Below are 19,755 nucleotides of genomic sequence, written 5' to 3'. Positions count from 1 at the left end.
GGTATCTCCTAAACGTCGCGCGTAGTCTTTTTCTTTCGCGGATTGAACCGATTCATCGCCATATCCACCCCGTCTGTTACGAGGTATTCGACTGCGGGTAGGAGATACCCAATTGCTTCACCTACGAGAGAGGCATCATCGGTCGAGAAAGGCGTGAGGACATGATTGATGACCGTCCAACCTACGGGCGGGCGCCCGATGCCGATGCGTACGCGTGGGAATTCCTCTGTACCGACATGAGAAATGATTGATTTAATTCCGTTATGACCGCCCGATCCGCCCTTGGTTCGTATTCGCACTGCCCCCGCAGGAATATCCATATCGTCGTGAACAACGATGAGATCTTTCGTATCAATTTTATAATACGACAGCATCGGTCCGAGCGCTGAACCGCTGTCATTCATATAGGTCTGCGGCTTGACCAAGAAAACTTTCTCGCTGCCGATGCGCACCGCGGCGACGAGTGAGGAAAAGGCTTCTTTCCATGCGGATACGCCTAACCGCTGCGCCAGTGCGTCCACGAGCATAAAGCCGACGTTGTGTTTCGTCTGCGTGTATTCCGCGCCGGGATTACCGAGCCCCGCAATGATTTTCATCGGACGCCCCCCTTAGGTCGGATCGCCGACCGCGAACAGATACGCGAGTACGACGACGCCGAGCGCAATCCGATACCAACCGAACGCCGTGAAATCATTCCGCTTGATGTAGCGCAGGAGGAAGCGAATGGAGAGAATGGACACGATAAACGCCGTCACCATTCCGACGGCAAGAATGACAAGTTCCGCCCCCGTATAATGAAAGCCAAATTTCACCAGCTTTAGAAAGCTCGCGCCGAACATCACAGGAATTGCGAGGAAGAACGTGAACTCCGTCGCCACATAGCGGCTCGCGCCGAACAGGATACCGCCGAGGATCGTCGCCCCCGACCGGCTTGTCCCCGGCACGAGAGAAAGCACCTGAAATACTCCGATGATAAATGCCGTGCGATAATCGAGCTGTGAAAGATCCTCGATGCGCGGCGTACGCACGCGATTCCAACGCTCGACAATGATAAAGAGAACGCCGTATAAAATCAGCATAGACGCAACAACGGGAGCATTCATAAAATGCTCTTCCATATACTTATTCAGCGCAAGCCCGATCGCCCCTGCGGGAATGCAGGCAAAAATGACCTTTCCCCAAAGATCAAACGTCTCGCGCCGCTCCGCATTTGATTTTCGGCGCAGAAACGGGTTGAGCTTCCCTGCATTCAGCACGACGACGGCAAGAATGGCACCGAGCTGGATCACTACAAGGAACATATCCATGAAAGCCTTTGTCACATTTAGTTGGATGAACTCGTCCACGAGAATCATATGCCCCGTACTGGAGATGGGGAGCCACTCGGTCAGCCCTTCTACAATGCCAAGAATCACTGTCTTCAATAACTCCATCAGTGTTATTTCCAAAATGCTAAGCTCCCCTCAAATTTCAAATGGTAAAATCCCGCCCATTATATCACATTTCACGGTTTTCTGCATAATGAACCGCCGGAATTATAAATAATGTAAAAAAGACTGCCGAAGCAGTCTTTCATCAATTCTAATTTATGGTTTTAGACAAGCCCCTGTGCGAGCATCACGTCTGCGACCTGTGCGAACGCCGTAATGTTTGCACCGGCGACAAGATCGTCCGGATCGGCATAGAGTTCCGCATTCTTTTTCGAATTCTTATAGATATTCTCCATGATACCCTTCAGACGACCATCCACCTCCTCGAACGTCCATTGCAGGCGCTCAGAGTTTTGCGACATCTCGAGTGCCGAAACCGCAACACCGCCCGCATTTGCCGCCTTTGCTGGCGCAAAGAGTACATGATGCGTCTTAAAGTATGCAATCGCCTCGAGTGTCGAGGGCATATTTGCGCCTTCGCCGACCGCCTTCACGCCATTTTCCACAAGCAGCTTCGCAGAATCAAGATCGATCTCATCCTGCGTTGCGCACGGCAGAGCAACATCGCACGGAATCGACCAGACGCCGCGGCACCCCTCATGATATTCTGCATTTGGATGCGTCGTGATGTATTCCTTAATGCGGGCACGGCGCACTTCCTTGATGTCCTTGAGCGCTGCGAGGTCAATGCCGTTCGGGTCGTAAATATAGCCGCTCGAATCCGAGCAAGTGACTACTTTCGCGCCGTATTCCTGTGCCTTTTCAATCGCATAGGTCGCAACATTTCCGGCGCCGGAGACAACGACCGTCTTGCCCTTCAGATCAATGCCCTTTGCATCGAGCATATTCTTCACGAAGTAGAGAAGACCGTACCCGGTCGCCTCTGTACGCGTCAGGCTCCCCCAGAAATCAACACGTTTTCCGGTCAAAACGCCCGCATCATAGGAATCCCGAATACGCTTGTACTGACCAAAGAGGTAGCCGATCTCACGACCGCCGACGCCAATATCACCTGCGGGGACATCGACATTCAGTCCGATGTGGCGGTAGAGTTCCGTCATAAAGCTCTGGCAGAACTTCATCACCTCGTTGTCCGATTTGCCGTGCGGATCAAAGTCCGAGCCGCCTTTGCCGCCGCCGATGGGAAGTCCCGTCAGCGCATTTTTGAACACCTGCTCAAACGCGAGGAATTTCAGAATATCAAGCGATACGCTTGGATGAAAGCGCAGTCCGCCCTTATAGGGTCCCATCGCGCTCGACATCTGCACACGATAGCCGCGGTTGACCTGAATCTCGCCCTTATCGTCCACCCAAGGCACGCGGAACGATATGACGCGCTCCGGCTCGATCATACGCTCGAGGATCTTATGCGCCTTGTACTCCGGATGCTTTTCGAGGAGCGGCACAACCGAGGTCAGAACCTCTTCCACCGTGTTCTTGAAATGCGCCTGATCCGGGTCACGTTTGGATACGAGATTGAGAATATCGTTGACATACTGCTTCATGTTGGACATGATAAATCCCCCTTTTCATGTGGTTCGATTGACTCTGCAACGAACGTGACTGAGTATAGCACAGGGCGAAAAGCTTGTATAGAGATTCATTGCATGAATACAATATGCAAATAAAATACAAAAAGAGAGGCTCTGCCGGATGCAGATACCTCTCCCGGGGCTATAGGTGATATGGTTCCCTGCGATTGATCTTAAAGACGCGATAGATCTGCTCCATCAGCATAAGCCGAATGAGCTGATGCGGCAGTGTAAATCGGGAAAATGAAAGCCGTAAATCGGCTGCGCGGCGTACTTCGTCAGAGAGTCCAAACGGGCCTCCGATGAGAAAGACGATATGACTCTTCCCCGCGACACAGATCTGCTCAACATGTGCTGCTAGTTCTTCAGAGGAAAGTTCCGTGCCTCCGACGTCCAGCACGATAAGATATGCCCCTTGTGGGATCTGTGCACAGAGACGCATGCCTTCTCGGCGAAGCGTTTCCTGTTTCTCCGCCGCAGATGGAGTCTCCTTCATTCGTTCCTCAGTAATCTCAATCGTGCGGAGATCAACGTATGGACGCAGCCGCTTGGCATATTCGGCGATGCCGTCGTGCAGGTACTTCTCTTTGAGTTTCCCTGCGCATAGGACGGTGACCCGCATTTTATTTATCGTCCTGCGGCATCTCTTCGAGAACGACGTCGGCCTTATGTTTCGTATCGTTACGGTCATAGGTAATCGTTATCGTGTCACCGACCTGATACGAGGCAATTTTGTTGCGCAGATCGGCAACGCTGTTGATCTCCTCACCGTTAATCTCAAGGATGATATCACCGCGTTGGAATCCTGCTTTGCCGCAGGGACCGTCGAGTGTGAGTCGGAAAATGTAGACGCCCTTGTCGATGTTGAGCTGATAGCCGTAACGCTCTGCCGTCATAGGATCAAAGACGGACACGCCGAGATACGGACGCGCAACATAGCCTTTTTCGATCAGTTCATTGATGACTGTCTGCACCGTGTTGATGGGAATGGAGAAACCCATCCCTTCGACTCCGCTTGCCGCTACCTTTGCACTGTTGATGCCAATGACTTCGCCGTCTGCGTTGACAAGTGCGCCGCCGGAGTTTCCGGGGCTGATGGCGGCATCGGTTTGGAGCAGCTTCACGCGTTTGTCGCTGATGTCAAGAGTACGGTTCAGTGCGCTGATCACACCGGCGGTGACACTTCCTTGGAACTCAAGCCCCATCGGGTTGCCAATGGCAATGGCAGGTTCTCCCACAACAATATTGTCGGAGTTCCCAAAGACGGCGGTCGGCAAATCGTTCGCATCTACCTTGACGACGGCAAGATCTGTAAACTCATCCTTACCGATGAGCTTGCCTTTGAGACTGCGTCCGTCCGAGAGAGAAACGATAATCTCCTTTGCACCACTGACAACATGGTTATTGGTGACAATATAGCCGTCTTTACGGAAAATGACGCCCGAGCCGACACCTTCGGTCTCTACGGGATTATTGAACCAATCTCGTGCAACCGCTTTGTTCGTGATCCCGACCACGGCGGGGCCAACTGCCTTTGCTGCACGCACGACAGGCGTATTCCGGGCCTCAGAGAGTCCAGAGGTATCTGCCGCCTGTATCGACTTCATTCCCCCGACACTGTTGTCGGCTGCCGTTCCCATGGAGCACCCGCCAAAGACAATGACGGACGCCGCGGCAAGCGCAGCTATGACTGCCACGCTCTTTCGGCGCCGCAAGACAGAACGGATATTCATAATAGCATCTCCTTTGTTATATAATCGTCGATACCCCGCCCTCCGGGAGACAGGCTTCGACATCAATCAGAACGCCATGGGCGGAGAGAACTTCCTGCACAGTATCATGCGCGAGTGCGGGGTGGTTGTTCTCCTCGGAGAGGTGCGCCAGATAGACTTTGCGAGGGCGCTTCTTCATGCGCATGAGCGCCCACGCTGCTTCGTTATTGGCAAGATGACCTCTGTCTGAGAGAATTCTTCGCTTGATCGTCCACGGATAGCCGCCGCGCCTGAGCATCTCCGGATCGTGGTTCGCCTCAAGGACGAGCACATCCGCCCCCTCGATCGCCGCCTGTACGCCGTCGGTCACGACGCCAAGATCCGTGGCAAGGGTAAAGCAGGAAGAGCCTTCAATGCGAAATCCGCAGGGTTCCGCGGCATCGTGAGAGGTCGCAAACGACTGAACGCGTACCCCGCCGATGGAAAAATCGCCCGTCACGACATGCATCTCATCGGCAAATGCCTCTCCTCCGTCGATATTCTCCAGCGTTCCCTGCGTAGCGAGAATAGGCAGGCGGTATTGCTTGGACAGTGTCTTGAGGCCGCGCACATGATCGATGTGTTCATGGGTGACAAGCACCGCATCGATCGACTGTAAATCGACGCCATGCCGGGCAAGCCCTTTCTTGATCCGCGCCGCCGAGATGCCGGCATCGACGAGCAGACGCGTCCCGTCGAGCTCGACGTACACGGAGTTTCCCTTGCTCCCGCTTGCCAGTATGGATACCTGCAATCTACCGCCCCTCTCTCCCGCTCATGATATTCCGTTTGCCTGTAAAATGTCTGCAAAATTCATATGAGTAAATTTAGGACATGCTCTTGAGGTCGTCCCGCATCGCGGCGATGCGCGCCATAATTTCGTTCGAAAACGCATCCAGAGATTCTTTGCTCTTGCGGTCGCCTTGAAAGGAAATCGGCGCTCCGTACATGATGCGAAGCGCGGGGATTTTTCCGCCGTTCGCGAAAATTCGATGCGTGTTGAGGATCGCGACGGGGACGATGGGCGCGCCTGTCATTGCGGCAATCAGAGCGACGCCTGCCTCCGGCTTTTTGAGTTCGCCCGTCTTGCTGCGCGTGCCCTCGGGGAATAGTCCTAGGATGCGCTTTTCCTTGAGCACCTGAACGGCAGTTTTGATCGCGCCGCGATCCGACTCACCGCGTTTGACCGGAAACGCATGACAGCGGCGGATGATGCCGCCAAAAATGGGGTTCTCAAACAGTTCGATCTTTGCCATGTAGCTGACGGGGCGCTCGATTAGGCTTGCCATGAGCGGCGGATCGGCGTTGCTCGCATGGTTAGCCGCCAAGATGACCGCGCCTTCTGCGGGGATGTTCTCACGCCCATAGACCCGTGTTCGAAAAATGACATAAAAGATAAATCGAAAAAGATATTGGAAAAATCCGTATACCATATGCCCTCCTCGTCTATGCGCAGAGCGCAAGAATCCGAGCGGTCACTTCCTCGATCGACAGCCCGGTCGAATCTATGAGGATCGCGTCGTCGGCTTGACGCAGCGGGGAGATTTCGCGTTCGCTGTCCTGTTTGTCACGGGCGGCGATTTCTTTTTGCAGTTCGGCGAGGTCGACGTCGTATCCTTTTTCCTGCATCTCTTTATGGCGGCGGCGCGCCCGCTCCTCGACCGATGCGCTGAGGAACACCTTAACGTCCGCGTTGGGGAGGACGTTCGTCGCGATGTCGCGTCCGTCCATGACGACCTTTCCGGCGCCTGCCATCGCGCGCTGGAGGTCAACCATCTTGGCACGCACGGGGGCGAGCGCCGCAACGCGCGAAACAATCCCCGTCACCTCGGGCGTGCGAATCTCCCCCGTCACGTCGGCGCCGTCAACAGTGACGCGCGTCCCGCCGTCCGTACAGGAAAGGCGCACGTCAATATCCGCAGCCGCCCGGAGGATCGCCGGGTCCGTAACCTCCTCGCCGCTGCGGAGCGTTTTCCATGCGACGGCGCGGTACATCGCGCCCGTGTCGATATAGATATAGCCGAGCTGCTCCGCCACGCGCTTGGCGATGGTGCTCTTTCCTGCCCCCGCAGGTCCGTCGATGGCAATAATACTTTTCATAGAACTTCCCTCCTATGCTCCGGCGAGCCGGTCTAACTGCTCAAAAAATGCCGGATACGAAATCTGAACGCTGTCCGGTTCCTCGATCTCCGCACCGTCCGCCGCCGTGCCAAGGACGGCAAGCGACATTGCCATGCGATGATCGCTGCGGCTGTGCACGCGTGCTTTGCAAATCGGACGTTTCCCCCGGATGATCAGTCCGTCCTCCAGCTCCTCGATGCTGCCGGGCGCCATTTTCCCAAACTCGTCCGCGATCGCACGCAGACGATCCGTCTCCTTGACGCGCAGTTCTCCCGCGCCGGTGATCACGGTATCGCCCTCGGCAAATAATGCCGCGGCGGCGAGAATGGGGATCTCGTCGACGAGACGCGGCATGATTTCCGCGCCGACTCGTACGCCGTGCAGCTCCGCCGTCTCCACAGAAATGTCGGCAAGGGCTTCGCCGCCGCTCGTACGCTCATTTTTCACCGCAATATGTGCGCCCATCTGCGCAAGCACGTCCAAAATACCGGTGCGCGTCAGGTTGATGCCCACATTTTTGAGGAGAAGCCGACTGCCCTTGATGATGCTCCCGCCGACAAGGAAATACGCCGCCGAACTGATGTCCCCCGGCACCGTGATTTCCTCGGGCGCTATGTAATCCTCCTCCCGCGTGACCGGATATACGCGTGCCGTGCATCCTTCGCGCTCTACGCGAACGCCGAATCCCGCGAGCATCCGCTCGGTATGATCCCGTGAGACGAACGACTCCGTCACGGACGTGGGCGCATCCGCATAGAGCCCCGCGAGGAGGATCGCGGATTTCACCTGCGCGCTGGCAACGGGACTGTCGTACGAAATGCCGCACAGTTTCTTTCCTGCGGGGACAATGCTGAGCGGCAGATTATTGTTGTCGTTCCTGCCGTAGATCCGCGCGCCCATTTGTCCGAGCGGCAAGAGGACGCGCCCCATCGGACGGCGCGAGAGCGACGCGTCTCCCGTAAACGTCAAGAAAAAGGGCTGCGGAGCGAGCAACCCCATCATCAGCCGCAGCGTCGTTCCCGAGTTCCCGGCATCAAGTACGGACGCAGGTTCGGAGAGTCCATGGAGGCCGCGCCCCGTCACAACGAGTTCGCCGTCCGCGGGAAACTCGACGCGGACGCCAAGCGCGCGCATGACGCCGACCGTCGACAGACAGTCCGCCGCATGGAGAAAATTCTTGATATGAACCGGCGTGCTTCCAAGACCCGCGAGCATCACACTGCGGTGCGACATCGATTTATCGCCCGGAATCACAGGTTCTCCCCTCCATCCGTGGACGGCGGGGGCAATGATCTTCATCTCCGACATAGATTTCACTCGCTTTCCGTATCGTCGGCACTGTATTTCCCCGCGGCATAGCCCATGGAAAACGCCGCCTGCAAATTATAGCCGCCCGTGAAGCCGTCCACATCGACGACTTCCCCTGCAAAATAGAGCCCGCGCACGATTTTTGACGCCATCGTACGCGGATCGATCTCGCGCGTCTCTACACCGCCCGCCGTCACGATCGCCTCGGCGAGCGGGCGCGTCCCCGTGATCGTGAGTAGCAGTGCCTGCAATGTTTGCGCGAGCCGATTGCGTTCTTTTGCCGAAACCTGCCCCGTCGTACGTTCCGGGGAAATTTGCGCGGCACCGAGAACAATGTCGATGAGCCGCTTTGGCAGGAGATCGATCATGCCGTTGCGCACCTGCTTGCGCTCGTATTTGGAAAAATCGCGTTCGATGCGCGCATGCAGTACCTCATAGCTCAGGGCGGGCTTGAGATTCAAGTTCAGCGTCAGCGTATCCGCGCCCCCGTTCATCAGCTCTGCGGCACGTCTGCTGAGACGCAGGATGATCGGCCCCGTCACGCCAAAATGGGTGAACATCATCTCGCCGAACTCTTCCGCCTGTTTTTTCCCCGCACTGTAAAGAGCGGCACGGACGTTGCGCAGAGACAGCCCCTGCACGTCCCTCACCCATCCTTCCGCCGTACAAAGCGGCACGAGCGCAGGGAATATGGGGACGATATGATGCCCTGCATCCCGTGCCATCGCATAGCCGTCGCCCGTCGATCCCGTCAGCGGGTACGACGCGCCGCCGACCGCGAGGACGACGGCATCCGCCGCGACCGTATCGCCGCTCTCTAAACGAACGCCGCGAATCGCACCGTCTGTAACAACAAGCGCCCGCACGTGCGTATTCGTACGAAGCTCCACATGCAGATCGCGCAGACGGCGCATCATGGCATCCACCACGTCCACAGCACGATCGCTCTGAGGGAATACCCGATTGCCGCGCTCTGTCTTGAGCGGTACACCGACATTTTCGAAGAACGCCATGACCGCGGCGTTGTCAAACGCACGGATGACACTATTCAGAAAGCGACCATTGCCCGCAATGTTCTTGATGATGTCCGCCGGGTCATCCGCGCTTGTGACATTGCAGCGTCCTTTTCCCGTGATCATCATCTTGCGCCCGGCGCGCGGCATCTTCTCGAGGAGCAGCACGCTGCCCTCGTGCTCCGCTGCAGTGATCGCCGCCATCATGCCCGCGGGTCCCGCCCCTACGACGACAACCCGTTTCACCGCACATCACCTCCGGACAGTACCTTCAGCTCCCGGATCTCCTCTGTACTCAGCGGACGTGACGCACCACACGGGAGATCCTTCAGCGTGAGCATTGCAAACCGTACACGGCGCAGACGCAGGACGCGGCATCCGACGGCTGCAAACATGCGTCGCACCTGTCTGTTGCGTCCCTCATGGATAACGATTTCAACGGTCGTAACCGTGTCGTCTGCGGAAAGAATACGCATGCGTGCGGGCGCGGTGATACCGTCCTCCAAGAGAATACCGCCGCGCAGGTGCCTCAGTTTTTCAGGCGTCAACGCCCCCTCGATCTCCGCGCGGTATACCTTGTCAATCTCATACCGCGGATGCAGGAGCCCCTGCGTCATAGCACCGTCGTTCGTGATGAGCAGCAGTCCCTCCGTATCGGCATCAAGGCGCCCTACGGGGTAAAGGCGTGCAGAAGTGTGAGGCAGGAGGTCGAGCACGGTCTTGCGTCCGCGGTCATCGCGTGCCGTGGAGAGATAGCCGACCGGCTTATTGAGCAGGAGATAGACGCGTTCCGTTTCTTTCTGCACAGGGATCCCGTCCACGGCAATTTCATGCAGCGCGGCGTCATATTTACGCCCGAGCTCCGTCACGCACACGCCGTCTACAGTCACGCGCCCTGCGCGAATCATCTCCTCGGCGCTGCGTCGCGAAGCGATCCCCGCATTGGCGAGTATTTTTTGCAAACGCTCTTCCATCATTCTCCTCTATCGAATCCGCACTGAAGTCTCGCCCAAAAGCGTACTGAGCTCCGCCCGTACCTCGGGCGTGCCATCAATCCAATACGTCTCGTCCAGTCTGCGCCATCGCCCGTCACTCTGCACATAGACGGGATGATCTCCGGTGTGTGCGGCAAACACGTCCTTCATTTTCTCCCATAGTGCGGCGCGATCCGCATCTTGGGGCGGCGTCAGATAATACGACGTCCGATAATCGTCAATGCGCCAAATCTCGTCGGCAAGCAGTTTCGGCGTCTCACCTGCCGTATCGACGCGTCCCTGAATAACCACGACTTGATCCGGCTCCAAGTCGGATACATGGGCATAAAAGACACGCGGAAATACCGTGACCTCAAGCGTTCCTGTGAAATCCTCCAAATCCGCAAAGAGCATCGTGTCGCCCTTCTTCGTCGTAAAACGCTTCGTGCTCGTGAGGATACCGCCGACGCGCATGAGCTGGCGATCCCGCCGCACTGCCGCAGCGATTTGCCCGATTGGCTGCAAATGCGAAAGCGTCTCTTGATTGTCCTCCAGCGGATGCCCCGTAATGTAAAATCCGGTTGCCTCCTTCTCCCAGATCAAACGCTCGCGCGGCGTACAGAGCGGAACATCGTCAAAATCACCGATCTGCTGGATCTCTGCCATGGCCTCGTCGCCAAAGAGACCAATCTGGCCACTCAGTAAATCACGCTGCCTGCGTGCCGCATCCGTGACGGCGGCATTAAGTGACGCCAGGAGATGATTGCGATCAATTCCAAGGCTGTCAAATGCACCGCATTTGATGAGACTCTCGATCGCCCGTTTATTCAGTATTCGTAGATCGACACGCGTGCAGAAATCCACCAGAGAGCGAAAAGGCCCGCCCTCTTCGCGGACATGCTCCAGCACGGCAATCGCATTCTCGCCAACATTGCGGACCGCTGCAAGACCAAATCGTATTGCGCCGCTTTCGATACTGAATGTTGCCGCACTAGAATTGATGTCCGGCGGCAGTATCCTGATTTTCATCTGATGACAAAGCCGGATATAGACGGGAATTTTATCCGTCTTATCCATAATGCTCGTGAGGACGCCCGCCATGAACTCTACGGGGTAATGTGCTTTGAGATATGCTGTCTGCCATGCAAGGAGTCCGTAAGATGCACTGTGCGATTTATTAAACCCATAATCCGCAAAATGTGTCAGCAAATCAAAGATATGGTTCGCGAGGGGGGCGTCGATGCCGTTATTCGCACAACCAGCAAGAAAAGATTCCTTCTGAGCCATGAGGAGCTCATGCTTTTTCTTGCCCATAGCACGCCGCAGGAGATCCGCCTGACCGAGCGTAAATCCCGCGAGCACCTGTACGATCTGCATGACCTGCTCTTGATAGAGCACGACCCCGAATGTCTCCTTTAGGATCGGTTCGAGAAGTGGATGCATGTAGACAACTTCTTTTTTTCCATGCAGTCCGTCGATGAAGTCCGTCACCATGCCGCTGCCGAGCGGTCCCGGGCGATAGAGCGCGACCGTCGGGATCAGATCGACGAATCCCTTCGGCTGCAGATCCTTGACAAGATTCGTCATACCCGCAGATTCCATCTGAAACACTGCACCCGTATCGCCATCGCACAGCATTTGTGCAGTCAGATCATCTTCGAGTGGAATATTGTCGATATCAATGTCGATCCCGTGGGACGTGCGGATATTTTTAAGTGCATCTTCAATGATGCTCAACGTCCGCAGCCCTAAAAAATCCATCTTGAGCAGACCAAGTGCCTCGACATCGTCCTTATCAAATTCGGTGACAAGAGTTCCTTCCGATATCCATACGGGAACGTGATTGGTCAGCGGCTCCTTCGCGATCACAACGCCCGCCGCATGGATGGACGTATTGCGAGGCAGTCCCTCAATCTTGCGCGCAAGATCAATGACACGACGTACCGATTCATCCTCGTCATAGAGACGGCGAAAATCCGCGGATTCCTTTAGTGCGCGGTCAATAGTAATGTTAAGTTCGCTCGGCACAAGCTTTGTAATATTGGACACTTCTGAAAACGACATTTCCAGAACACGCCCAACATCGCGAATCGCCCCTTTTGCTCCCATCGTACCAAATGTAGCAATCTGTGCGACATGATCTTCCCCATAGCGCTCTTTGACATACGAAATCACTCTGCCTCGATTGATGTCGTCAAAATCGATATCGATATCCGGCATGGACACGCGTTCAGGATTCAGGAACCGCTCAAAAAGGAGCGCATATCGGAGCGGATCAATATTCGTAATCTCCAGCAAATACGCGACGATGCTTCCTGCCGCTGAGCCGCGCCCCGGACCTACGGCAACACCGTGTCCTCGTGCATAATTGATAAAATCCCAGACGATTAAGAAGTAACTGGCATATCCCATCCCGTGAATGACACCGAGCTCGTAGTCCAGACGCGAACGAATCTCATTAGTAATCTCCGAATAACGCTCCGGCAGCCGTTCTTCACAGAGTGTTCGTAAATACGCATCATCATCAGCAAATTTTTCTGGAATTGGGTAAAACGGCAGCTGCAATTCTCCAAAGGTAAAGTCTACACGGCACCGCGCGGCAATCTTTGCAGTGTTTTCAACAGCGCCCGGATAATCGTGAAAGAGCGCTGTCATCTCGGCTTCCGATTTCAGGTAGTAATCGGGTCCCGAGAACCGCATCCGATTGGGATCGTTGATCGTTCGCCCCGTCTGTACACAGAGGAGTATATCGTGAAACTCGCTGTCCTCTGCTCTCACATAGTGGATATCATTGGTCGCAACAAGTCCGATGTCGTGTTTTTTTGAAAGATCACGTAAGGCATGATTGACAGTCTTTTCCTCAGGGAGCCCATGATCCTGTAGCTCTAGAAAAAAATTGTCTCGACCGAATATATCCACATATTCGGCAAGAATCTCGTCAGTACGCTCCGGATCCCCGAGCAGGATGGATCGCGGAATCTCCCCTGCCACACAGGCAGACAACGCAATGATTCCTTCATGGTATTGACGAAGCAAATCTTTATCGACACGTGGCTTATAATAATATCCCTCGATATTTGCGAGGGATACAAGGCGAACGAGATTACGGTAGCCGATTTCATTCTCCGCAAGCAGGATGAGGTGATAATAGCGAACACCGTCCACCTCTGTACGTTCATGTCGTGACTGTGGCGCAACGTAGACTTCGCAACCAATGATTGGATGAATCCCTTGTGCCATGGCTTCCTTATAGAAAGCAATGGCTCCATACATGACGCCGTGATCCGTGATGGCAACAGAGTCCATCCCCAGTTCTTTCGTCCGCTGCACCAACTCCTTGATGCGGCTTGCACCGTCAAGCAAGCTGTATTCCGTATGTACATGCAGATGGACAAACGACATGTATGTTTCCTCCTCTCATCTTTTGGATCCATTCCTATATGGACTGTTTTGCCCCTATGTCACAGAATTTCTTCCAAATCTCCACATATGCATCTTCCAAAGCGTGCATATAAGACTGTATATCCATCAGTGGGGATCGCTTCATATTCGTCCGAAGCCCCGCGTGATATGCCTCAATTAGTTTTGGCGACTCCGCCAGTTGAACGGCGCGTCGTACATAATTGATATCGTTTTCTACGACGAGTTCACGCACACCGGCATTGGTTAAAATAGACGCGCCAAAACGTGCGCCGTGTGTACGACCGCGTATTGAGATCACGGGTACTCCCATGTAGAGTGCCTCACATGTGGTTAATCCGCCGTTGTATGGCGCCGTATCAAGTGCAATATCAATATCGCGATATTGTTCGAGATAATCGGGACTGTAGGGGCGCAGCTCGACACGCGTCATATCATAGCTGAGCAGTGACAGCCGTTTCTTTAGAAAATCCTTACCGGCATCAATGCTGCAAATTTTTCCTTTTATGACAAGCCGCGAATCATGAACAGATTCTAAAATACCACGCCATAGTAGTAAGGTTTCATCCGTTACTTTGGCAAAATTGTTAAAGCTGCCAAAGGTCACATAGCCGTTTCTGCGCACAGGAGCTTCAAAGCCTGTCTCCGGCATCGGGCGAATTTCCTCCGGCGCATAACAAAGATGCGAATGTGGCATTCTTAGGATTTGTTCTGTAAAACCTGATTCCGCTGTGGTGTCTCCATAGGGAATACAAATTTCATCCGACAAGAAATAGTCTATAGTATCTACCCCTGTCGTATTTGTATAACCGATGCCGGAGATCTGGATGGGTGCAGGACGATAGGCCATAATGGGCAGCGCGTTATCCTGAGAATGCCCGGAGAGATCAACAAGGATATCTATTCTATCTTCATTGATAAGACGTGCGGCTGTCCGTGGGGATCTGCTGCGTAAATCACGCCAGGTCACGCGCCGTGAACGCAAACGATCCGTAACTGCATCGTTCCGCCCCGTCGCATAGCAAAAAACCATGAACTGCTCTCCGTCAAAATGGCGCAGCAGCGGCGTTAAAAAATATGCGACCGCATGCTCACGAAAATCCGGTGAGATGTAGCCTATCCGGAGCTTTCGATGCTCTGTACGCAATGCATTTTCATGTGTGTAAGATGTCACAGCAACCATATCGTTATAGAGCTCTGCTTTTTGCCGACCTTCGCGCGCTCCGAGATAACGATAGTTCCGCATAAACAAGTATTTACTGTAGAGTTCCGCCTCTTCACTCGGCTCCTTAGCAAGGCGGCTGGACATCAGCAACTCATGAGCTGCACCTTTTGCCTCTCCGCCAAGATAGAACGCATCCGCAAGCCAGCCGCGCGCACGCCGAAGCATTTGATAATATATGCTGTAGGCAGGATCGTCTTCACCAAGAATTTTTGCTTTGTAGGAAAGCTCTTCAATTAGATCAGCCAGCAGAGAGATCTCATCCCCAAGGCGAAATTCGAGTGCGGCAAGCCCTGCCCATACCATGCGGGCACGCGGATGGCGAGGTGACACGCGGAGTACTTGCTCTGCAAGTTGCTGTGCCTCTTCAATACTGCCACTGTAGAGTGCTGCCTCTGCATTGACCGCCACAGCATCGACATCCCCTTCCGCAAGTTTGTCGACTTCCTGAGCGCAGGCACGCATCCCCCTCAAATCGCCGTCTGCGGAAAATTTTGCAGCCAGTTTGAGCCAATTCATCTTCTCTTCGGCTTTGTGTTCATTCTGCGGAGGCTGCTCTTGCATGTAGGAAGCCCTCCTTTCTTTAGATTTTATACTTCGGGATTCAATTCAGAGCCGTATTCTCGGAGGAATATCTTTTGATAGCGTTTGTAATCAGGTGAAAGCGGCTTTTCCTGCGGACAGTGGATACACCAAAAATTTTGTTCTTGATTTGGCACCACAGACTTAAAATCATGCCGACGAACTTCCATGCACATAGACGTATCATAAAAATGCCATCCTGTAAATAAATCGTCCCGCCAACGTATATCATACTGCATAGCAATGAGAAGCCCATCCACTGCTTCCACCTCAATATGGTCTCCGTCTGGTTCCATACAATGAGAATCCACAACACTTTCGGATTCACAATGATGCAAAACCCTGCCATAGGTACGCAGACCATCCCACCAAACACCGGAATGCGGCAAACTACGGCACCCGATCATGCCGATAAGCGCAGTCTCCTCGTCCCGGAAGAGGGAAAAAAGATCCTGAATGAGATTCTTATTGACTACGAGCACATCCTGATGCAGGTACACCTTATATCGCGCATTTGTTTTGCGTGCGCCCTCGTTATAGCCTGAACACATTGATGATGCCCCGCGTACGGGAATATATTCGACCGATATGCCGTGCGGAACATGCAATGATTTTAAGTACAGCAGGCATTCACCATACATATCCTCATCGTTGACGCAGGAAATAAAGGCAACCTTATTGCGATCAAGTTCGGGCATATAAAATCCCTTCGTTTCCATGTTCAGCTTCCTTTTGGAGTGCCGCAAAAACTCTGCGCATCGAAGGATCAAACGCTTCTCTCGCACTATATGCAAGCATTCGAATGATAAAATCCTGCCGCCCGAAAGAATGTACAAGCAGCCGTCGGTAGAACGCCTCCTGATGCATAACGGTTTCTTGAATAAATGAAGCGAGATAATCCGAAAAAATATTCAAAGTCTCTACCTTGAACCACAGTGTTCGGATAGATTCCGGGCAGTCTACTTCATACTCGATGCGATGAATCAGCCGTGATAACTCCTGACGGTCCGCCCCTGTATACATGGATTTAAGCAAGGAGAGTTCCGGCATAGAACGATCAGCACGAACAAGGTAAAATTCCGTCTCAAGATCCTTGTGTTCATTTTCAAAGCCCGCCGCAACAAGATGATCGATCAATTCGCCGGAAGCCTCACGAAGCTGTCTTCGAACGCAAACATTCTTATAAAAGGACGCGTAAAGCAGATTTTCAAACTCGGGTCGTGCAAAAAGACGTGAGACAACACCGTAATAATGTCCCTCCATGAGTTTCTGCAATACAGACCAATGTCGAATGTTGCGAAAACTTGTGAGTAAGGCTCCCGTTTCTTTCAAAAATGTAGAAAACCCCGCCGCTATGTCCTGAGGATTAGCAGCACACTCCAATGTGAGATCTGAGATGATGTAGTCAAAATAATTTCGTGTATATGGTAATGGAACAGAAAGATAGTCAAGAAATTCCCAATGAATTCCTTCAGGAAAAACGGATATTTCTTGATCCAATTCGGCGGTCACAGCATATAGTTCCGCTTGGGGAAACATCTCTTTTAGTTTAATTAAGTAAGAGAGACTCTCCACGACAAGAATTTTCAGAGGCATCATGCCAGGGGGTAAGAACGAGAGAAGTTCAGGACGGATCTTCTCTGCCACAAACACATCTCCTTCCTAAACTGACAAATAAAAAAACATGTCATATTGACATACTTTCCCATTATACCATAATCTCCAAGGAAGTTGTATATCTGGTGGAATTTACACTCAAATTCCACCGATGAGCGGCAGTGCATAGATCGCGGGCATCTCATAGGGATGTACGGCACGGATGACGGCAACCGTCTCCTCCATGCGTTGCGCCGCAACACATAGTTCCACCTTCAACTCGGGCGCTTCGCATATCTCTCCGACCGTCCCCGCATACGGGTGCGCCCCCTCGAGCGGGCGCCACGTTCCTGTCACGCGGCTATACGCAAAACAGGAATCGTAATCGCCCATATGCCCGGCATCTACGGACTGCAGAGCCGTACGAAGCGCAGGAAGATGCGTCTCGGGAATGAAAATTTCCAGTTTGACATATTCCGAATGATTACACACGCTATTCACTCCGATATTTTTAGTCGATATTGAGACCGATATCGCTGCGCAACTGAATCGCCTCGGCAATATGTTTCGCCGCGATCTCCTGTGCGCCGTCTAGATCTGCGATCGTACGGGCAACCTTGATGATACGGTCGTGCGAGCGTGCCGAAAGATTGATCCGGTGAAACGCCGCTTCTAAAATGCCCTCGGCATCCGATTGCAGCCGGCAGTATTTTTTGATCATGCTGTGATTCATCTGCGCGTTGCAAAACAGATCGTATGACTTCAGCCGCACACGCTGCGCTTCCCGCGCGGCAACGACGCGGGCTCTTATCGCCGCCGAGGACTCCGCGCGCTGCGTCGTATGCAGGTCGTTGTAATCCACACGCGACACGCGGATGTGAATGTCGATGCGGTCAAGCAACGGCCCCGAGATTTTGCGCGTGTACCGCTTGATCTCCCCCGCACTGCATTCACAAACATGGTTCTTATCTCCATAATATCCGCATGGACACGGATTCATTGCCGCTACCAAAATGATACTAGAGGGAAAGGTCAGTGTTGCGTTCGCACGCGACACCGTAATCTGACGATCCTCGATTGGCTCACGCAGCACCTCAAGCGTCTTCTTGCTGAACTCCGGCAGCTCGTCGAGAAAGAGCACGCCGTGATGGGCAAGCGTCACCTCGCCCGGACGCGGAATGCTCCCGCCGCCGATCATCGCCACCGTCGAGGACGTATGATGCGGACTGCGGAAGGGGCGCGTGGTCACAAGCCCTGTATCCTTTCCGAGCAGCCCCGAGATGCTGTAAATCTTCGTGATCTCGATGGCTTCTTCCTTCGTCAGCTCCGGCAGAATCGAAGGCATCCGACGTGCCAGCATCGTCTTGCCCGAGCCGGGAACGCCAACCATGAGGACATTGTGCCCTCCTGCTGCCGCAATCTCAAGCGCACGTTTCGCCTGATACTGCCCCTGTACGTCCGCAAAGTCATCGGTAAACGCAGCGTCCTTTTTCTGTTCTGTTGCTTGTGGCTCAGCGGGAGTCAGTGTTTCTGCCCCTGTCAAATGACGCACAAGCTGCGCCAGATTCTCGACCGCATAGACCTTCAGTCCGTCAATCAGGAGTGCCTCGTCTGCATTGGACGGTGCAACGTAAAACTCCGTAAGTCCCCGCTCACGCGCCGTAATCGCCATCGGAAGAATCCCGCTGATCGGACGGCAGTTCCCATCGAGAGAAAGCTCCGCCGAGAAGAGAGCACTCTGCACCGCCATCTCCGGAACCATACCGTAGGATGCAAGGAGACCAACCGCAATTGGCAGATCAAGCCCCGAGCTGTCCTTTCGCACATCGGCAGGTGCAAGATTCACCGTCACTCGCTCCTGCCGCAGTTGAATGCCCGAGTTGCGAATCGCAGTCCGTACCCGCTCCTTCGACTCCTTTACCGACGTATCGGGAAGACCGACCAGCTCAAAGCCCGGCAGCCCGGGCGACACATCCACCTCAACGTCGATAATCCGTCCATCTATCCCGAGGGTCGTCGCACCATAGGTCTTTGCAAACAACGGCCTTCCCTCCCACGTTTCAAATATAAGAAAATTATAACACAGGATAGGGGAAGATGGCTAATGATTCTTTGCAACAAAAAAGAGAGATTCCAGACGTCCAGGTAGAGCGAATGGAATCTCTGTGGTGAGAAATCTTAGTAAAATACTGATAATAAAGTTCAACCTTGCTATTTGAACGCTCTACTACTCCCACTGGAGAATTTTCCACAGAAAATTAAGCGATTAAAATAATAGCTATTTTTCGATAGGAAAGTAGTCTGCCGGAACGGGGGCAAGGATGCCAACGAAAATGAAGTCCTCTGTGCCCGTGTTCTTCATGCCGTGGCACATCCCCTTTGCAGAGACGATGACATCCCCCTTTTCGATAGGGCGTTCCTCGCCGATTGCTGGATAGAAAACGCCCTCACCTTGAATGCAGATCCAGATATCGTCCGCTTTGGCGTGTCCGTGCGGCTTGATTGTTTGCCCCGGCTTTAGCACCCAAACAACCCCGCTCGTCGACTCCGTCGCGTAGATCGGTGTGCGCGTCGCGACATCGCCCGATTTCGCCACTTCGGCGAGACGATAACGGCGTGTCTCGAAATCGTTTGTAATCGCCTTGCTCATCACGTTTTCTCCTCTCGTACAATCATTGGTTGAAATATTCCATGTTATTATAATTCGGTTCGTTGTAAAATGAAGTTGAACAGCTAAACAAAAACAAAATCCATAGTGACATCCCGTGCTATAATGGTTCTGCTACAAAACATCAGCAAAGGAGCA

General features: G+C 53.6%; 18 protein-coding genes. All 18 read right to left on the bottom strand.

The window, feature by feature from the left end; translation table 11 throughout:
* Nucleotides 1-8 precede the first annotated feature (8 nt).
* The 18 genes from pth to K341_RS0102730 all read right to left on the bottom strand — a co-directional run bounded on the left by pth (nt 9) and on the right by K341_RS0102730 (nt 19,599).
* Entirely contained in the window at nt 9-596 is a 588-nt protein-coding gene (gene pth / locus K341_RS0102815; RefSeq protein WP_009658166.1) for an aminoacyl-tRNA hydrolase, read from the bottom strand.
* Nucleotides 597-608: 12 nt separating this feature from the next.
* Entirely contained in the window at nt 609-1,433 is an 825-nt protein-coding gene (locus tag K341_RS0102810) for an undecaprenyl-diphosphate phosphatase (protein ID WP_037349339.1), read from the bottom strand.
* A gap of 161 nt (nt 1,434-1,594) precedes the next feature.
* The gene (gdhA, locus tag K341_RS0102805) at nt 1,595-2,944 is read right to left on the bottom strand and encodes an NADP-specific glutamate dehydrogenase (protein ID WP_026761775.1); all 1,350 of its coding nucleotides are present in this window, start codon (nt 2,942-2,944) and stop codon (nt 1,595-1,597) included.
* Between the two features lie 160 nt (nt 2,945-3,104).
* On the bottom strand, nt 3,105-3,584 hold the full coding sequence (gene rlmH, locus K341_RS0102800; RefSeq protein ID WP_026761774.1) for a 23S rRNA (pseudouridine(1915)-N(3))-methyltransferase RlmH: 480 nt from the start codon (nt 3,582-3,584) through the stop codon (nt 3,105-3,107).
* A gap of 1 nt (nt 3,585) precedes the next feature.
* The gene (locus K341_RS0102795; protein WP_009348810.1) at nt 3,586-4,695 is read right to left on the bottom strand and encodes a S1C family serine protease; all 1,110 of its coding nucleotides are present in this window, start codon (nt 4,693-4,695) and stop codon (nt 3,586-3,588) included.
* 16 nt (nt 4,696-4,711) lie between these two features.
* Complete coding sequence (locus tag K341_RS0102790; protein WP_026761773.1) at nt 4,712-5,467, bottom strand: MBL fold metallo-hydrolase; 756 nt, start codon at nt 5,465-5,467, stop codon at nt 4,712-4,714.
* A gap of 73 nt (nt 5,468-5,540) precedes the next feature.
* On the bottom strand, nt 5,541-6,146 hold the full coding sequence (locus K341_RS0102785; protein WP_009348813.1) for a lysophospholipid acyltransferase family protein: 606 nt from the start codon (nt 6,144-6,146) through the stop codon (nt 5,541-5,543).
* A 13-nt stretch (nt 6,147-6,159) separates the two neighbouring features.
* Complete coding sequence (cmk, locus tag K341_RS0102780) at nt 6,160-6,813, bottom strand: (d)CMP kinase (RefSeq protein ID WP_026761772.1); 654 nt, start codon at nt 6,811-6,813, stop codon at nt 6,160-6,162.
* A 12-nt stretch (nt 6,814-6,825) separates the two neighbouring features.
* Nucleotides 6,826-8,142: a 3-phosphoshikimate 1-carboxyvinyltransferase gene (gene aroA / locus K341_RS0102775; RefSeq protein ID WP_026761771.1), complete on the bottom strand. Its 1,317-nt coding sequence runs from the start codon at nt 8,140-8,142 to the stop codon at nt 6,826-6,828.
* Nucleotides 8,143-8,147: 5 nt separating this feature from the next.
* Nucleotides 8,148-9,401 (bottom strand): BaiN/RdsA family NAD(P)/FAD-dependent oxidoreductase, encoded by a 1,254-nt coding sequence (locus K341_RS0102770; RefSeq protein ID WP_026761770.1) that lies wholly within the window; start codon nt 9,399-9,401, stop codon nt 8,148-8,150.
* Nucleotides 9,398-10,129, bottom strand: a complete 732-nt coding sequence (locus K341_RS0102765) for a pseudouridine synthase (protein ID WP_026761769.1) — start codon at nt 10,127-10,129, stop codon at nt 9,398-9,400. The genes K341_RS0102770 and K341_RS0102765 overlap by 4 nt, the downstream gene beginning before the upstream one ends.
* Before the next feature lie 9 nt (nt 10,130-10,138).
* A complete protein-coding gene (locus K341_RS0102760) occupies nt 10,139-13,531 on the bottom strand; it encodes a DNA polymerase III subunit alpha (protein WP_026761768.1) in 3,393 nt (1,130 codons plus the stop codon).
* A 34-nt stretch (nt 13,532-13,565) separates the two neighbouring features.
* Entirely contained in the window at nt 13,566-15,335 is a 1,770-nt protein-coding gene (locus K341_RS0102755) for an O-linked N-acetylglucosamine transferase, SPINDLY family protein (protein WP_026761767.1), read from the bottom strand.
* 26 nt (nt 15,336-15,361) lie between these two features.
* Nucleotides 15,362-16,072: a glycosyltransferase family protein gene (locus K341_RS12230; RefSeq protein WP_369791743.1), complete on the bottom strand. Its 711-nt coding sequence runs from the start codon at nt 16,070-16,072 to the stop codon at nt 15,362-15,364.
* The gene (locus K341_RS0102745) at nt 16,038-17,000 is read right to left on the bottom strand and encodes a hypothetical protein (protein WP_026761765.1); all 963 of its coding nucleotides are present in this window, start codon (nt 16,998-17,000) and stop codon (nt 16,038-16,040) included. Before K341_RS0102745 ends, K341_RS12230 begins: the two co-directional genes overlap by 35 nt.
* A gap of 108 nt (nt 17,001-17,108) precedes the next feature.
* Nucleotides 17,109-17,441: a divalent cation tolerance protein CutA gene (cutA, locus tag K341_RS0102740; RefSeq protein ID WP_009438545.1), complete on the bottom strand. Its 333-nt coding sequence runs from the start codon at nt 17,439-17,441 to the stop codon at nt 17,109-17,111.
* Between the two features lie 19 nt (nt 17,442-17,460).
* Nucleotides 17,461-18,990 carry a YifB family Mg chelatase-like AAA ATPase gene (locus tag K341_RS0102735; RefSeq protein ID WP_026761764.1) on the bottom strand — a complete coding sequence of 510 codons (1,530 nt, stop codon included), beginning with the start codon at nt 18,988-18,990 and terminating at the stop codon, nt 17,461-17,463.
* 237 nt (nt 18,991-19,227) lie between these two features.
* Nucleotides 19,228-19,599, bottom strand: a complete 372-nt coding sequence (locus tag K341_RS0102730; RefSeq protein WP_006696188.1) for a cupin domain-containing protein — start codon at nt 19,597-19,599, stop codon at nt 19,228-19,230.
* Between the last annotated feature and the right edge of the window lie 156 nt (nt 19,600-19,755).

Source organism: Centipeda artemidis DSM 19719 (assembly GCF_000426665.1).
In the GTDB taxonomy this organism is placed as follows: domain Bacteria; phylum Bacillota; class Negativicutes; order Selenomonadales; family Selenomonadaceae; genus Centipeda; species Centipeda artemidis.
The sequence above is the reverse complement of the archived record's forward strand: the minus strand, read 5'-3'. Positions and strand labels throughout refer to the sequence as shown.

Excerpts from the sequence above, each read along its gene's own strand:
- K341_RS12230 (WP_369791743.1), bottom strand. The coding sequence starts at position 16,072 with ATGGAAACGAAGGGATTTTATATGCCCGAACTTGATCGCAATAAGGTT.
- K341_RS0102730 (WP_006696188.1), bottom strand. The coding sequence starts at position 19,599 with ATGAGCAAGGCGATTACAAACGATTTCGAGACACGCCGTTATCGTCTC.
- K341_RS0102810 (WP_037349339.1), bottom strand. The coding sequence starts at position 1,433 with ATGGAGTTATTGAAGACAGTGATTCTTGGCATTGTAGAAGGGCTGACC.
- K341_RS0102765 (WP_026761769.1), bottom strand. The coding sequence starts at position 10,129 with ATGGAAGAGCGTTTGCAAAAAATACTCGCCAATGCGGGGATCGCTTCG.
- K341_RS0102795 (WP_009348810.1), bottom strand. The coding sequence starts at position 4,695 with ATGAATATCCGTTCTGTCTTGCGGCGCCGAAAGAGCGTGGCAGTCATA.
- K341_RS0102755 (WP_026761767.1), bottom strand. The coding sequence starts at position 15,335 with ATGCAAGAGCAGCCTCCGCAGAATGAACACAAAGCCGAAGAGAAGATG.
- cmk (WP_026761772.1), bottom strand. The coding sequence starts at position 6,813 with ATGAAAAGTATTATTGCCATCGACGGACCTGCGGGGGCAGGAAAGAGC.
- rlmH (WP_026761774.1), bottom strand. The coding sequence starts at position 3,584 with ATGCGGGTCACCGTCCTATGCGCAGGGAAACTCAAAGAGAAGTACCTG.
- K341_RS0102785 (WP_009348813.1), bottom strand. The coding sequence starts at position 6,146 with ATGGTATACGGATTTTTCCAATATCTTTTTCGATTTATCTTTTATGTC.
- aroA (WP_026761771.1), bottom strand. The coding sequence starts at position 8,142 with ATGTCGGAGATGAAGATCATTGCCCCCGCCGTCCACGGATGGAGGGGA.
- pth (WP_009658166.1), bottom strand. The coding sequence starts at position 596 with ATGAAAATCATTGCGGGGCTCGGTAATCCCGGCGCGGAATACACGCAG.
- gdhA (WP_026761775.1), bottom strand. The coding sequence starts at position 2,944 with ATGTCCAACATGAAGCAGTATGTCAACGATATTCTCAATCTCGTATCC.
- K341_RS0102760 (WP_026761768.1), bottom strand. The coding sequence starts at position 13,531 with ATGTCGTTTGTCCATCTGCATGTACATACGGAATACAGCTTGCTTGAC.